This is a genomic window from Streptomyces sp. NBC_01717 (assembly GCF_036248255.1).
Lineage (GTDB): Bacteria > Actinomycetota > Actinomycetes > Streptomycetales > Streptomycetaceae > Streptomyces.
Map to the genome: position 1 here is coordinate 5,828,123 of NZ_CP109178.1, position 13,147 is coordinate 5,841,269.

Annotated in this window: 14 protein-coding genes; 10 read left to right on the top strand and 4 right to left on the bottom strand. The window is 68.1% G+C overall.

The features are described from left to right. Positions 1-163 precede the first annotated feature (163 nt). Positions 164-2,560 carry an immune inhibitor A domain-containing protein gene (locus tag OHB49_RS26350; protein ID WP_329163492.1) on the top strand — a complete coding sequence of 799 codons (2,397 nt, stop codon included), beginning with the start codon at positions 164-166 and terminating at the stop codon, positions 2,558-2,560. A gap of 124 nt (positions 2,561-2,684) precedes the next feature. Further along, entirely contained in the window at positions 2,685-3,017 is a 333-nt protein-coding gene (locus tag OHB49_RS26355; protein WP_030971076.1) for a hypothetical protein, read from the top strand. 137 nt (positions 3,018-3,154) lie between these two features. Here OHB49_RS26355 and OHB49_RS26360 read toward each other — a convergent pair whose 3' ends face one another. Further along, on the bottom strand, positions 3,155-3,739 hold the full coding sequence (locus tag OHB49_RS26360) for an isochorismatase family protein (RefSeq protein ID WP_329163493.1): 585 nt from the start codon (positions 3,737-3,739) through the stop codon (positions 3,155-3,157). 167 nt (positions 3,740-3,906) lie between these two features. Continuing rightward, positions 3,907-5,235, bottom strand: a complete 1,329-nt coding sequence (locus tag OHB49_RS26365) for a nicotinate phosphoribosyltransferase (RefSeq protein WP_329163494.1) — start codon at positions 5,233-5,235, stop codon at positions 3,907-3,909. 79 nt (positions 5,236-5,314) lie between these two features. Between OHB49_RS26365 and clpS the strand changes: the two genes are divergently transcribed. The 7 genes from clpS (at position 5,315) to OHB49_RS26400 (ending at position 10,206) form a co-directional block, all read left to right on the top strand. Further along, complete coding sequence (gene clpS, locus OHB49_RS26370; protein WP_030971071.1) at positions 5,315-5,629, top strand: ATP-dependent Clp protease adapter ClpS; 315 nt, start codon at positions 5,315-5,317, stop codon at positions 5,627-5,629. Between the two features lie 64 nt (positions 5,630-5,693). Continuing rightward, complete coding sequence (locus tag OHB49_RS26375) at positions 5,694-6,275, top strand: DUF2017 domain-containing protein (RefSeq protein WP_030971068.1); 582 nt, start codon at positions 5,694-5,696, stop codon at positions 6,273-6,275. Positions 6,276-6,653: 378 nt separating this feature from the next. After that, complete coding sequence (locus tag OHB49_RS26380) at positions 6,654-8,093, top strand: amino acid permease (RefSeq protein ID WP_329163495.1); 1,440 nt, start codon at positions 6,654-6,656, stop codon at positions 8,091-8,093. A gap of 89 nt (positions 8,094-8,182) precedes the next feature. Next, positions 8,183-8,614 carry a M67 family metallopeptidase gene (locus OHB49_RS26385; protein WP_329163496.1) on the top strand — a complete coding sequence of 144 codons (432 nt, stop codon included), beginning with the start codon at positions 8,183-8,185 and terminating at the stop codon, positions 8,612-8,614. Positions 8,615-8,749: 135 nt separating this feature from the next. After that, positions 8,750-8,875, top strand: a complete 126-nt coding sequence (locus OHB49_RS26390; protein WP_256223732.1) for a putative leader peptide — start codon at positions 8,750-8,752, stop codon at positions 8,873-8,875. A 102-nt stretch (positions 8,876-8,977) separates the two neighbouring features. Further along, entirely contained in the window at positions 8,978-9,256 is a 279-nt protein-coding gene (locus OHB49_RS26395) for a MoaD/ThiS family protein (protein ID WP_030971063.1), read from the top strand. Next, positions 9,256-10,206: a PLP-dependent cysteine synthase family protein gene (locus OHB49_RS26400; RefSeq protein WP_030923093.1), complete on the top strand. Its 951-nt coding sequence runs from the start codon at positions 9,256-9,258 to the stop codon at positions 10,204-10,206. The genes OHB49_RS26395 and OHB49_RS26400 overlap by 1 nt, the downstream gene beginning before the upstream one ends. Before the next feature lie 185 nt (positions 10,207-10,391). Here the strand turns inward: OHB49_RS26400 and OHB49_RS26405 are convergent, their stop codons facing one another. Then, a complete protein-coding gene (locus OHB49_RS26405) occupies positions 10,392-10,871 on the bottom strand; it encodes a type II toxin-antitoxin system PemK/MazF family toxin (protein ID WP_030971061.1) in 480 nt (159 codons plus the stop codon). 182 nt (positions 10,872-11,053) lie between these two features. Here OHB49_RS26405 and OHB49_RS26410 point away from each other — a divergent pair, with 182 nt between their 5' ends. Next, a complete protein-coding gene (locus tag OHB49_RS26410) occupies positions 11,054-11,806 on the top strand; it encodes an MBL fold metallo-hydrolase (protein ID WP_329163497.1) in 753 nt (250 codons plus the stop codon). 80 nt (positions 11,807-11,886) lie between these two features. Here OHB49_RS26410 and OHB49_RS26415 read toward each other — a convergent pair whose 3' ends face one another. Then, entirely contained in the window at positions 11,887-13,137 is a 1,251-nt protein-coding gene (locus OHB49_RS26415; protein ID WP_329163499.1) for a PTS transporter subunit EIIC, read from the bottom strand. Positions 13,138-13,147: the final 10 nt, after the last annotated feature.

Below are 13,147 nucleotides of genomic sequence, written 5' to 3' on the forward strand. Positions count from 1 at the left end.
AACGGAAATGCGCTACTACATAGTGCACTTGGCCTGTCCAAGTCAAGATCTGTCTTTTCTCTCGTAACTCCGGTCGAATGTCGTCACTTGTGACGCGTATCCGCGCGCAGCCCCGCCACACCCCAAGGCTGCAGCCGCGGACGCCGGGGAGGGACAGCATCAAGTGACCACTAAGAGACGGGCGCTTCGCGCCACGGCGGTTGTCGTGGCCATGGCCGCCACCGCCGCTACGGCGTCGACTTTCGCCACAGCCCAGGCGGACGACAAGGCCCCAGGAGCGAGCAGCTCCATCGTCGACCGCCGTGATCCGGGGTCGGCCAAGGGCGGCGCGCACGACCTGGAAGGCCCTTACAGCGAGCAGCAGGACGCACAGCGTCAGGCCGCTCTGGAGCAGGTCATCGCGGGCGACAAGAAGGTGTCGACGCGCAACGGCTCCAAGGTCGTCAAGCTCGACGACAAGAAGTACGTCGAGCTCGGCCGCGAGAAGACGGACAAGATCTTCACGGTCCTGGTGGAGTTCGGCGACAAGGTCGACGACACGACCATGATCGACCCGGACGGCGACGGGCCCAAGCCGCCCGTCAAGAAGTACGGCGGCACGCCCGGACCGCTGCACAACACGATAGCCAAGCCGGACCCGGCGAAGGACAACAGCACCGCCTGGCAGGCCGATTACAACCAGGCCCACTTCCAGGACCTCTACTTCGGTGAGGGCGCCGGCAAGAACTCGCTGAAGACGTACTACGAGAAGACGTCCTCCGGGCGCTACTCGGTCGACGGCGAGGTCTCCGACTGGGTCAAGGTCCCGTACAACGAGGCCCGTTACGGCTCCAACTACTGCGGCTCGTCCAACTGCGCCAACTCCTGGGACATGATCAGGGACGGCGTGAACGCCTGGGCGGCCGACCAGAAGGCCAAGGGCCGCACGCCGGAGCAGATCAAGGCGGACCTGGCGAATTACGACCAGTGGGACCGTTACGACTTCGACAACGACGGCAACTTCAACGAGCCCGACGGCTACATCGATCACTTCCAGATCGTGCACGCCGGTGAGGACGAGTCCGCGGGCGGCGGCGTCGAGGGCCCGAACGCCATCTGGGCGCACCGCTGGTACGCGTACGGCACCAACGCCGGTGCGACCGGCCCGGCCGACAACAAGGCCGGCGGCACCCAGATCGGTGACACCGGCATCTGGGTCGGCGACTACACCGCGCAGCCCGAGAACGGCGGCCTGGGTGTCTTCGCCCATGAGTACGGCCACGACCTCGGTCTGCCGGACCTCTACGACACCACCAACACCGCTGAGAACTCGGTCGGTTTCTGGTCCCTGATGTCGGCCGGTTCCTGGCTCGGCACCGGCAAGAACGCCATCGGTGACCTGCCCGGCGACATGACCGCCTGGGACAAGCTGCAGCTGGGCTGGCTGAACTACGCCTCGGCCAAGGCCGCGACGAACTCGGTCCACAAGCTGGGTGTCTCGGAGTACAACACCAAGGACAAGCAGGCGCTCGTCGTCACGCTGCCCGACAAGGCCGTCACCACCTCTGTAACGAAGCCCGCCGAGGGCTCCAAGCAGTGGTGGAGCGACATGGGTGACAACCTCAACAACACCCTGTCCCGTTCGGTCGACCTCACCGGCAAGTCCAAGGCGTCCCTGGACCTTTCGGGCTGGTGGGACATCGAGAAGGACTACGACTACCTGTACACCGAGGTGTCGGAGAACGGTGGCACCAGCTGGACCGCGATCGACGGCACGGCCGACGGCAAGGCGATCCCGCGTGACGCCAGCGACAAGCCGGCCCTGACCGACGTCTCCGGCAAGTACCAGAAGCTCTCGTACTCGCTGGACGCCTACGCCGGCAAGAAGATCGACATCCGCTTCCGCTACACCACCGACGGCGGCGCGGGCGGTGTGGGCTTCGCGGCCGACACCATCGCGGTCAACGCCGACGGTGCTGCGCTCTTCTCGGACAACGCCGAGGGTGACGACAACGGCTGGACCGCCAAGGGCTTCTCCCGCGTCGGCGAGTCGTTCACCAAGGAGTACCCGCAGTACTACCTCGCGGAGAACCGCCAGTACGTCTCGTACGACCAGACCCTCAAGGTCGGCCCGTACAACTTCGGCTCCGCGGCCCGTCCGGACTGGGTCGAGCACTACCCGTACCAGAACGGTCTGCTGATCTGGCTCTGGGACACCTCCCAGAAGGACAACAACGTCTCCGCCCACCCGGGCAAGGGTCTGATCCTGCCGATCGACGCGCACGCGAAGCCGCTGAAGTGGGCTGACGGCACCGTCATCCGCAACAAGATCCAGCCCTTCGACGCGCCGTTCAGCTGGTGGCCGACCGACGGCTTCACGCTTCACAAGGCAGACGCGGCGGTCAAGATCAAGCCCCAGCTGGGCGTCCCGGTCTTCGACGACCACAAGGGCACCTACTGGTACGCGGAGAACAAGACCGGAAGCGTGCAGGTCGCTGACACCAACACGCGGATCACGATCGTCAGCGAGCCGCTCAGCGGCTCGACGATCACCGTCAAGGTTGGCGCCTCGCACAAGTAATTCCGTATCACCGCAGGTCAGAGCATGATCGGCCGTCGCCCTCTAGCGGGCGGCGGCCGATCGTGTTTAGGTGCCTCCTATTCAGTCTCTTATTGACACGACGTCTCATGGGGGAGTGCGGAGTATGGCCGGCGGAGGATTCAGCAAGTTGCCGAACGGCAGTGTGGTGGTAGCGATCACCCTGACCGGTCCGGCGGACGGAACGGGTCCGGGCAGCCCGGTCCGCGTCCTGGTGCATGCGGCCAACCGGGCCCGCGCGCTGACCCGCCTGCGCAACCTGGGCCTGCGCGCGGTCTACCTCCGGGGTAACGCGGAACCCCCCACCCCCGACGAGGTCACCGCGGTGCTGCACCACCCGGACGGCCTCCTCTGGCGGGCCAGACCCGAAAACGCCCAGGAACTCTGGCACCCCATACGAACGCTGCTCTCCCCGTCGGTGCCGGCCCAGCAGAATTAGGGCCGGGCCATGATCCGGCCCGCGCACTCGAGCGCCAGGTCGGCAGAAACGAGCGCGTCGAGGGGGCCCGATGCCTTGAGGCCAGGGGGAAGATCGAGGACAGAGCGGCCGCCGGGCGATCCGGGCAAGCCCCGGCCCTACACCACCGGCTTGCCGGAAAGCTCCACGCCGGCTCCGCGGAGCTCCTCCAGCGCCTGCCCCGTGGTCGCCGCGGCGACCCCCGCCGTCAGGTCCAGCAGGACATGCGTCGTGAACCCCTCCCGTACCGCGTCCAGCGCCGTGGCCCGCACACAGTGGTCCGTGGCGATGCCGACCACGTCGACCTCCGTCACGTCCCGGTCCCGCAGCCACCGCGCCAGCCCCACCCCGTTCTCGTCTAGGCCCTCGAAGCCGCTGTACGCCGCCGCGTGCGCCCCCTTGTCGAACACCGCGTCGATCGCGCCGGAGGCGACCGCCGGTGCGAAATTGGGGTGGAAGCCGACCCCCTCCGTACCCGCGACGCAGTGCGCCGGCCAGGAGTGCTCGAAGTCCGGATGCTCGGAGAAGTGGTCGCCCGGGTCGACATGGTGGTCCCGGGTCGCCACCACATGGCGGTAACCGGCCTGGGCCTCGCCGATCAGGTCGGTGATGGCGGCGGCGACATCGGCGCCCCCCGCCACGGCGAGGCTGCCGCCCTCGCAGAAGTCGTTCTGAACGTCCACGACGATCAACGCGCGATGCATGGCGGGTGTCCTTCGATCGGGAGGTCCGACTGGGGGTGTCCGACCGGGGAGGGAATGCGAGCGGAACGGTGGGGGAAGGGCCGGAATCGAGCCTAGAGACTGGGGCCGCCTTGCGGGAGGGGGCGTCCGCTGCTATCGCCGCCCGTCTCCTTCCCACCGTCGCACGTTCAGACGAACTCCGTAGGAATGACCGGCTCTCCCTTGGACAGCTGCATCGCCGACAACGGCAGCCCCTGCCGCGCCGCGATGTGCCGCTCCCGGGCCGCGTCCAGCGACTCGCGGGCGACCACCTCACCACCCCTGACCAGCTCGGCCAGCAGCTGCCGGTCGGCCAGACCGTCCGGCACCGGACCCGTGCCGATCACCTCGGCCTCGGCCACCCCGTGCTCGTCCAGCCGTCGCGCGGCCCACTTGCGACCGCCCACCGAGGACTTCGCCCCCAACGACTTCTTCGCAACCGGCTGGAGCGGTTCCGCCGGATCGGCGGAAACCGCCCGGGCGACCAGCTTGTAGACCATCGAGCAGGTCGGCTGACCACTGCCGGTCACCAGCTGGGTGCCCACGCCGTACGCGTTCACCGGCGCCGCGGCCAGCGACGCGATCGCGTACTCGTCCAGGTCCGACGTCACCACGATCTTCGTCCCGGTGGCGCCCAGCTCGTCGAGCTGCTGGCGCACCCGGTGCGCGACCAGCAACAGGTCCCCGGAGTCGATCCGTACCGCCCCCAGCTCGGTCCCGGCGACCTCGACCGCCGTACGGACCGCCTCGGCGACGTCATAGGTGTCGACCAGCAGGGTCGTGCCCCGGCCGAGCGAGTCGACCTGCGCCCGGAACGCGTCGCGTTCGCTGTCGTGCAGCAGGGTGAACGCGTGCGCGCTCGTCCCGACCGTCGGGATGTTGTAGCGGAACCCCGCCGCCAGATCGGACGTCGTGTCGAAGCCGCCGACGTACGCGGCACGCGCCGACGCCACCGCCGACAGTTCATGGGTGCGTCGTGCACCCATCTCGATCAGCCCGCGCCCACCGGCGGCCACCGACATGCGGGACGCCGCCGCGGCGATCGCCGAGTCGTGGTTGAGGATCGACAGGATCACCGTCTCCAGCAGCACACACTCGGCGAAGGACCCCTCGACCCGCAGGATCGGCGAGCCGGGGAAGTACACCTCGCCCTCCGGGTAGCCCCAGATGTCGCCGCTGAAGCGGAAGTCCGCCAGCCAGGCGAGTGTCGGCCCGTCGACGACGTTCCGCTCGCGCAGGAAGGTGAGCATCTCGTCGTCGAAGTGGAAGTTCTCCACCGCGTCGAGCAGCCGTCCGGTGCCCGCGACGACGCCGTAGCGCCGCCCCTCGGGCAGCCGACGGGTGAATGCCTCGAACACCGAGTGCCGGTCGGCTGTGCCCGCCTTCAGTGCGGCCTGCACCATCGTGAGCTCGTACTGGTCGGTGAAGAGCGCTGTCGACGGCACACCGACCCGTCGCCCAAGGTCCGCAGAGTTCATGGCACGGATGCTACCCCTATTTCGTCAAAGTGACGAGATCTAGGGTCGGTTTGTGCGCCGGCCCCTCCTGAGTGGCAGCATGGGGTGGGTGAGCGTCGCCCCCGTAGAGATCGAGCGTCCAGAATCGGCCGAGGAGAACCTCGTCGTCCCCGAGCCCGATGTGCCGTGGGTGACGCTGGTCCACAACGACCCGGTCAACCTCATGAGCTATGTGACCTATGTCTTCCAGGCCTACTTCGGCTACTCCAAGGACAAGGCCCACAAGCTCATGCTCGACGTGCACCAGAAGGGCCGCGCGGTCGTCTCCAGCGGCAGCCGTGAAGAGATGGAACGCGACGTCCAGGCCATGCACGGCTACGGGCTCTGGGCCACCCTCACGCAGGACCGCAACTAGCACGCTCCCTTCCCCTGACCCGCCCCGTCCTCTGCCCCGCCCGACCCACCATCGGAGAGAACCCATGGCCGGCCACTTCGAGGCCACCCCCGGCGGCGGCGCGGCCGTCGCGCTCGACGAGGTGGAGATCGCGATCCTGCGCTCCCTCGCCGTCCAGCTGCTGGAGCTGATCGGTCCCGGTGACGAACCGGCCGACGGTGAGGACCCGCTCGCCGCCCTGTTCGCCGAAGGGCCCAGCGAACCGCCGACCGATGCGGCCCTCGCTCGCCTCTTCCCGGAGGCGTACGGCGACGACGACAGCGAACTGCGCGCCGCGTCCGCCGAGTTCCGCCGCTACACCGAGAACGATCTGCGCTCCCGCAAGCGCGACGACGCCCTCGCCGTCGTACGCACCCTGGATGCGATCCCGGCCGGGGAGGACGGCGGGATCCTCACGCTCACCGCCGACGAATGCCGCAACTGGCTCGGCGCGCTCAACGACCTCAGGCTGACCATCGGTACCCGACTGGACGTCTCCGACCAGGACGAAGGCGGCGAGGGATCGCTCTACCGGCTGCCCGACAGCGACCCGCGCAAACCCATGGTCATGGCCTATCTCTGGCTGGGTGCGCTTCAGGAAACCCTCGTCGAGACCCTGATGCCGTAAGGGGTGTCCGGCCGTTCCCGCGGCCGGATCGAACGGCCATTCCCACGTAGCCGGATCCGAAGATCACCCGTGCCGTCCCGCCGGGTGTTCGCTCAACGAACGCTCAAATCCGAATAACGATCCCGTCACCTGAACGGCCTTTTTTGTAGCGGCTTGAAAACGCTTGTCCGCTTTTTCCTGTGGTGTGCGCCACATAATGTCCGGCGGATCACCGGTTGGCCCGTGATAAATCTTCACGACCACCCGGGGACGCCACCCCTGTTCCCGGGGGCGCTACAGCCGGCGGATCGCCGGTCGCACTCCATCCATATCCGGGGGGATCAGGACCTGATCCGCAGCCTCAACGGCGCGGATCGGCGTGGAGAAAGGCGCATCACCATGACATCGGCGAAGGTCGACAAGGGACAAGACGGCCGTCCGGCCGCAGCAACAGCGGACGCGGCCGCCTCGGGCGAGGGATACCAGCGCGCCCTCGGCGCCCGCCAGATCCAGATGATCGCAATCGGCGGGGCCATCGGCACCGGCCTCTTCCTCGGTGCGGGCAAGGCCATCGCCAAGGCGGGGCCCAGCCTCATCCTGGCCTATGCCATCGCCGGCCTGGTGATCTTCTTCATCATGCGGGCGCTCGGTGAACTCCTCATGTACCGGCCGGTCTCGGGCTCCTTCTCGGAGTACGCCCGCGAATTCGTCGGGCCCTTCGCAGGCTTTGTCACCGGCTGGACCTACTGGCTCTTCTGGGTCGTCACCGGAATCACCGAAGTCACCGCGGCAGCCCAGTACATGACGTACTGGTTCGACATCGCCCAATGGGTCTCAGCACTGATCTTCACGGTCATCCTGTACGGCGTGAACCTGATCTCCGTGAAACTCTTCGGTGAGCTGGAATTCTGGTTCTCGATGGTCAAGGTCACCGCCATCGTCGGCATGATCCTCATCTGCGCCGGAATTCTCACCCTGGGCTTCTCCGACGCCGGGGACACCGCGAGCGTGACCCACCTCTGGTCCGACGGCGGCTTCTTCCCGCACGGCATCAGCGGCACCCTCATGACCCTGCAGATCGTGATGTTCGCCTTCCTCGCCGTCGAGCTCGTCGGCGTCACCGCGGGCGAGTCCAAGGACCCGAAGACCGTCCTGCCCAAGGCCATCAACACCGTGCCGTGGCGCATCGCCGTCTTCTACGTCGGCGCGCTGATCATGATCCTGTCGGTCGTCCCGTGGACCGAGTTCGAGCCCGGCATCTCCCCGTTCGTCGCCGCCTTCCAGAAGATGGGCCTCGGCGTCGGCGCCGCGATCGTCAACTTCGTCGTCCTGACCGCGGCCCTCTCGTCCTGCAACTCCGGTATGTACTCCACCGGACGCATGCTGCGCGACCTCGCGCTCAACGGACAGGGCCCGAAGTTCTTCACCAAGCTGACCAAGAGCGGCACCCCGCTCGTCGGCACCACCTTCTCCGCCGCGCTCATGCTCGTCGGCGTGTGGATCAACTACCAGTGGCCCGGCGACGCCTTCACCTACGTCGTCTCCTTCGCCACCATCTCCGGCATGTGGGCCTGGATCATGATCCTCGTCTGCCAGATCCGCTACCGCTTCCTGGCCGACCGCGGTGCGCTCCCGCAGTCCACCTTCCGGGCCCCCGGCGCCCCGTACACCAGCATCTTCGCGCTCGCCTTCATCGGCATGGTCATCGTCATGATGGCCGTCGACAAGGACGCCAGGATCTCGCTGTACTGTGCCCCGCTCTGGGCGCTGATCCTCGGCGTCTCGTACCTGGTGCTCAAGGCCCGTAACCCCGAGAACAAGGCCTTCGCCAAGCGCTGACCCAGCGCCCTCGGCACCTTCTGTCCAGCATGCGGGCCCTCGCGTACCACTCCTCGGAGTCGCGGGGGCCCTCTGCTTATCCTGGCGCCATGCTGACCCTCACCCAGGCGCTGTTCGACCAGATCGTCGCGCACTCCCGCGCGGACCACCCCGACGAGGCGTGCGGCGTGGTCGCGGGCCCGGCCGGAACCGGCCGTCCCGAACGGTTCATCCCGATGCTCAACGCCGCCCGCTCGCCCACGTTCTACGAGTTCGACTCCGCGGACCTGCTGAAGCTGTACCGCGAGATGGACGACCGCGACGAGGAGCCGGTGATCGTCTACCACTCGCACACCGCGACCGAGGCCTACCCCTCGCGCACCGACATCACCTACGCCAATGAGCCCGGCGCCCACTATGTGCTCGTCTCCACCGCCGACACGGACGACGCGGGCCCCTTCCAGTTCCGCTCGTACCGCATCGTCGACGGCGTGATCACCGAGGAGGACGTCAAGGTCGTCGAGGCGTACGAGCCCGCCTGACCGGCCCCGGGCCGGGGACGGCACCCCGCCCCCGGCCCCTCCTCCCGCCGACAACAGTCCACCAGGCGAACGCTCACCATCCAGCAGGTGAGATCACATGCCGGAATCCGGACCGGGAATCGATACGATGAGCCCATGGTTCCCCATGACGTGAGCGAGAAGACGCCGGGCACGCTGCTCGTCGCGCGCCTGCACGTCGACCTGTGCAGGCTCTCCAGCGCGATCTGTACGAGCCGCCTCCCCGTCGCAGGCAAGGCCTGAGCCGGGTCCCGGCCCGAAGCGCCGACCATCGCACCTTTCCCTGCGCGGGGGCAGAGCCGCGCGCCCCACGCCACCACTCCGCTTTCGACAGGAGCCCACGCCATGGCCATCGAGGTCCGCATCCCCACCATCCTCCGCACCTACACCGACGGCGCGAAGGCCGTCGAAGGCAACGGAGAGACCCTCGCCGACCTCTTCACGGATCTCGACAGCCGCCACAACGGCATCCGTGAGCGCATCGTCGACGGCGGCGAACTCCGTCGCTTCGTGAACGTCTACCTCAACGACGAGGACGTCCGCTTCCTCGACGGCATCTCCACCAAGCTCAGCGACGGCGACAGCGTCACCATCCTCCCGGCCGTCGCGGGCGGCATGAACTGATGCGGTACGACAGCCCGCTCGCCGCGGTGGGCAACACCCCGCTCGTCCGCCTGCCCCGGCTGTCACCGTCGGACGACGTCCGCATCTGGGCCAAGCTGGAGGACCGCAACCCCACCGGCTCGATCAAGGACCGCCCCGCGCTCCACATGGTCGAACAGGCCGAGAAGGACGGCCGGTTGACCCCCGGCTGCACCATCCTGGAACCCACCAGCGGCAACACCGGCATCTCGCTCGCCATGGCGGCCAAGCTCAAGGGCTACCGCATCGTCTGCGTCATGCCGGAGAACACCTCCCAGGAGCGGCGCGACCTGCTCGCCATGTGGGGCGCCGAGATCATCTCCTCCCCGGCGGCCGGCGGCTCCAACACGGCCGTCCGCGTCGCCAAGGAGCTCGCCGCCGAGCACCCCGACTGGGTGATGCTCTACCAGTACGGCAACCCGGACAACGCCGGCGCCCACTACGCCACCACCGGCCCGGAGATCCTCGCCGACCTGCCTTCCATCACCCACTTCGTGGCGGGCCTCGGCACCACCGGCACCCTGATGGGCGTCGGCCGCTTCCTGCGCGAACACAAGCCGGACATCAAGATCGTCGCCGCCGAGCCGCGCTACGACGACCTGGTCTACGGGCTCCGCAACCTCGACGAGGGCTTCGTCCCCGAGCTCTACGACGCCTCGGTCCTCACCACCCGCTTCTCCGTCGGCTCCGCCGACGCCGTCACCCGTACCCGCGAACTCCTCCAGCAGGAAGGCATCTTCGCGGGCGTCTCCACCGGTGCGGCACTCCACGCGGCGATCGGCGTCGGCAACAAGGCGGTCAAGGCCGGCGAGCCGGCGGACATCGTCTTCGTCGTCGCGGACGGCGGCTGGAAGTACCTGTCGACGGGCGTCTACACCGCCCCGACCACGGAAGCGGCCATCGAAACACTGCACGGCCAGCTCTGGGCGTAGCACGGCACTCAGGCGGTTCCCAGATGCCGGGCGGGCTGGAGACATCCAGCCCGCCCGGCGTTTTCAGCTCCTCGGGCGGTCGAGGAGCGGGGTGCCCACGTGGCGGAGCCGCACATGGTCATGCCGGGAGGGGCAGGCAGCGGACAGCCCGCCGCATGCATCCCACCGCCACCACCCCCTGCACCTCACCCGAACCGTCGCACCTGATCCCACACCCCCGGATCCACCACCCCCACCCGCCGCCGGAACCCCCGCACCGCCACATCCCGCAGCTCATCCGTCTCCAGGAAGCTCGCCCGCCCCCGCGGATCGCCCACCGTGCCCGGCGGCAGCGCGATCACCCCCGGCCGCTCCTCGTGATGCTTGCTGGTGATCTTCGCGACGCGCGCGGCGCCATCCCGTACCGACAGCACCAGGCACGGCCGGTCCTTCGACCCCGGCCCGTCCTCGTACGGAACCTCGGCCCACCAGATCTCACCCGGCCGCGGCGTGCGCTCCGGCCCGCCCCGGGGCCCCTCCGTCCTGCCCGGCGGGCGCGTCCGACCCCTCGGGCGCCCACCCGGGCGCCGGTCACCGCGCCCGATCCGGCCCCGCCCGTCGGCAATCGCGGCAATGAGCGCCAGCAGTACGACCGCGCCGAGCGCCGGCCACCAGGACATGTTCATGCACCGACGGTACCGGCGCTCCGCCGGGCCGCACCTCGCAACCGCTTCCATCGAACCGGTGACAGAGCAGGTGAGTTCGCCCACAACGGCAGGCCCTGAAGGAGCGACCAGGTGTTTGGCGCCTTACGCTCAACAAATCGCACGAACCCTCCCCGTTCCCACGTCTCGGAGGTTCACGCTCCATGAAGCTCACCGTCGTCGGCTGCTCCGGCTCGTTCCCGTCCGCGGGCTCGGCATGCTCGAGCTACCTCGTAGAGGCCGACGGCTTCCGGCTGCTCCTCGACATGGGTAACGGCGCCCTCGGCGAGCTGCAGCGCCACATCGGTCTCTACGACCTGGACGCCATCTTCCTCAGCCATCTCCATGCCGATCACTGCATCGACATGTGCGCGTACTTCGTGGTGCGCTACTACCGGCACGACGGCGGACGACCGGAGCCCATCCCGGTCTACGGCCCCGACGGCACCGAGCAGCGCCTGACGGCCGCGCACGGCGACACCCCGTCCGACCGGGCGATGAGTGAGGTCTTCGACTTCCACACGCTGAAGTCCGGCTCGTTCGACATCGGCCCCTTCTCGGTCCGTACGGAGAAGGTCTGCCACCCCGTCGACACCTTCGCCATCCGTATCGAGCACGACGGCCGCTCGCTGACGTACTCCAGCGACACCGGAGTCTGCGAGGTGCTGGACGAACTCGCCGAGGGGACCGATCTGTTCCTCTGCGAAGCGTCGTTCACCCACGGCAAGGAGGACATTCCGGATCTCCATCTCAACGGTCGCGAAGCAGGCGAAATCGCCGCGGGCGGGAAGGTGGGCCGGCTCGTCCTGACCCACATCCCGCCGTGGACGGACGCGAACCGCAATCTGGCGGACGCCCGCGCGATCTACGGCGGCCCGGTGGAACTGGCGGTCCCCGGCGCGGTCTACGAGATCTAGGGCCCCGCGTACGGCGGGTACGACAGAGCCCCCACCTTCCGGACGGAGGGTGGGGGCTTCTGTGTTGGTGCCGCTCAGGCTTACGCCTTCGTCAGGTCCTCGAACTCCTCCTCGGGCTCGCGGCCCGGGGTGGTGAGGTTGAACTTGGTGATCGCGAAGCGGAAGACCACGTAGTAGATCGCCGCGAAGACGAGACCGATCGGGATGATCATCCAGGGCTTGGTCGCCAGGTTCCAGTTCAGGAAGTAGTCGATGGCGCCGGCGGAGAACGTGAAGCCGTGATGCACGCCCAGCGCCCAGGTAACGGCCATCGAGATGGCGGTGAGAACCGCGTGGATCGCGTACAGCACCGGGGCGATGAACATGAACGCGAACTCGATCGGCTCGGTGATGCCGGTCACGAACGAGGTCAGCGCGAGCGACATCATCATGCCGAGAACGGCCTTGCGGCGCTCCGGGCGGGCGGCGTGCGCAATGGCGAGCGCGGCGGCCGGGAGGGCGAACATCATGATCGGGAAGAAGCCCGACATGAACTGACCGGCGGTCGGGTCACCGTGGAAGAACCGGTTCAGGTCGCCGTGCCACAGTGCACCGGACGGGTCCTTGTAGCTGCCGATCTCCTGCCAGGCGACCGTGTTCACGAACTGGTGCATGCCCACGGGCAGCAGGGCGCGGTTGACCAGGCCGAAGATTCCGGCGCCGAAGGCGCCCAGGCCGGTCATCCATTCGCCGAAGTTGGTGATGACGTTGCCGATCGGCTCCCAGACCAGACCGAACACGACGCCCATCGCGGTGCCGATGAAGGCCATGAGGATCGGCACGAGGCGGCGGCCGTTGAAGAACCCGAGCCAGTCCACCAGCTTGGTGCGGTGATACCGCTGCCAGACCACGGCGGATATCAGGCCCATGATGATGCCGCCGAAGACCTTCGGGTCGTTGTACGTCGCGGCGATGTCCTTGCCGGCCTGGATCTTCTCCTCGGACACCGGGAACGCCTTCAGGACGTTCTGGTAGACCAGGAAGCCGACCAGGGCGGCGAGAGCCGTGGAGCCGTCGGACTTCTTCGCGAAGCCGATGGCGACGCCGATGCAGAAGAGCAGCGGCAGGTTGGCGAAGACAGCGTCACCCGCGGTCGCGAAGACTGTGGCGACCTTGCCCCAGCCGAGACCGTCCTTGCCGAATACGTCGTTCTGGCCGAGACGGAGCAGAATGCCCGCGGCCGGCAGCACGGCGATCGGCAGCTGGAGGCTGCGTCCCACCTTCTGCAGGCCCTGGAACAGGCCGGAGCCCCGCTTCTTTGCGGGGGCCGCCGAGGCGGTGGCCGTACTCATCAACTTCCTC

What these genes read in the sequence shown, in the direction of transcription:
- clpS (WP_030971071.1), top strand. Translation starts at nt 5,315, where the DNA reads ATGGGGTGGGTGAGCGTCGCCCCCGTAGAGATCGAGCGTCCAGAATCG.
- OHB49_RS26355 (WP_030971076.1), top strand. Translation starts at nt 2,685, where the DNA reads ATGGCCGGCGGAGGATTCAGCAAGTTGCCGAACGGCAGTGTGGTGGTA.
- OHB49_RS26390 (WP_256223732.1), top strand. Translation starts at nt 8,750, where the DNA reads ATGGTTCCCCATGACGTGAGCGAGAAGACGCCGGGCACGCTGCTCGTC.
- OHB49_RS26395 (WP_030971063.1), top strand. Translation starts at nt 8,978, where the DNA reads ATGGCCATCGAGGTCCGCATCCCCACCATCCTCCGCACCTACACCGAC.
- OHB49_RS26385 (WP_329163496.1), top strand. Translation starts at nt 8,183, where the DNA reads ATGCTGACCCTCACCCAGGCGCTGTTCGACCAGATCGTCGCGCACTCC.
- OHB49_RS26400 (WP_030923093.1), top strand. Translation starts at nt 9,256, where the DNA reads ATGCGGTACGACAGCCCGCTCGCCGCGGTGGGCAACACCCCGCTCGTC.
- OHB49_RS26405 (WP_030971061.1), bottom strand. Translation starts at nt 10,871, where the DNA reads ATGAACATGTCCTGGTGGCCGGCGCTCGGCGCGGTCGTACTGCTGGCG.
- OHB49_RS26380 (WP_329163495.1), top strand. Translation starts at nt 6,654, where the DNA reads ATGACATCGGCGAAGGTCGACAAGGGACAAGACGGCCGTCCGGCCGCA.
- OHB49_RS26410 (WP_329163497.1), top strand. Translation starts at nt 11,054, where the DNA reads ATGAAGCTCACCGTCGTCGGCTGCTCCGGCTCGTTCCCGTCCGCGGGC.
- OHB49_RS26365 (WP_329163494.1), bottom strand. Translation starts at nt 5,235, where the DNA reads ATGAACTCTGCGGACCTTGGGCGACGGGTCGGTGTGCCGTCGACAGCG.
- OHB49_RS26360 (WP_329163493.1), bottom strand. Translation starts at nt 3,739, where the DNA reads ATGCATCGCGCGTTGATCGTCGTGGACGTTCAGAACGACTTCTGCGAG.
- OHB49_RS26375 (WP_030971068.1), top strand. Translation starts at nt 5,694, where the DNA reads ATGGCCGGCCACTTCGAGGCCACCCCCGGCGGCGGCGCGGCCGTCGCG.
- OHB49_RS26415 (WP_329163499.1), bottom strand. Translation starts at nt 13,137, where the DNA reads ATGAGTACGGCCACCGCCTCGGCGGCCCCCGCAAAGAAGCGGGGCTCC.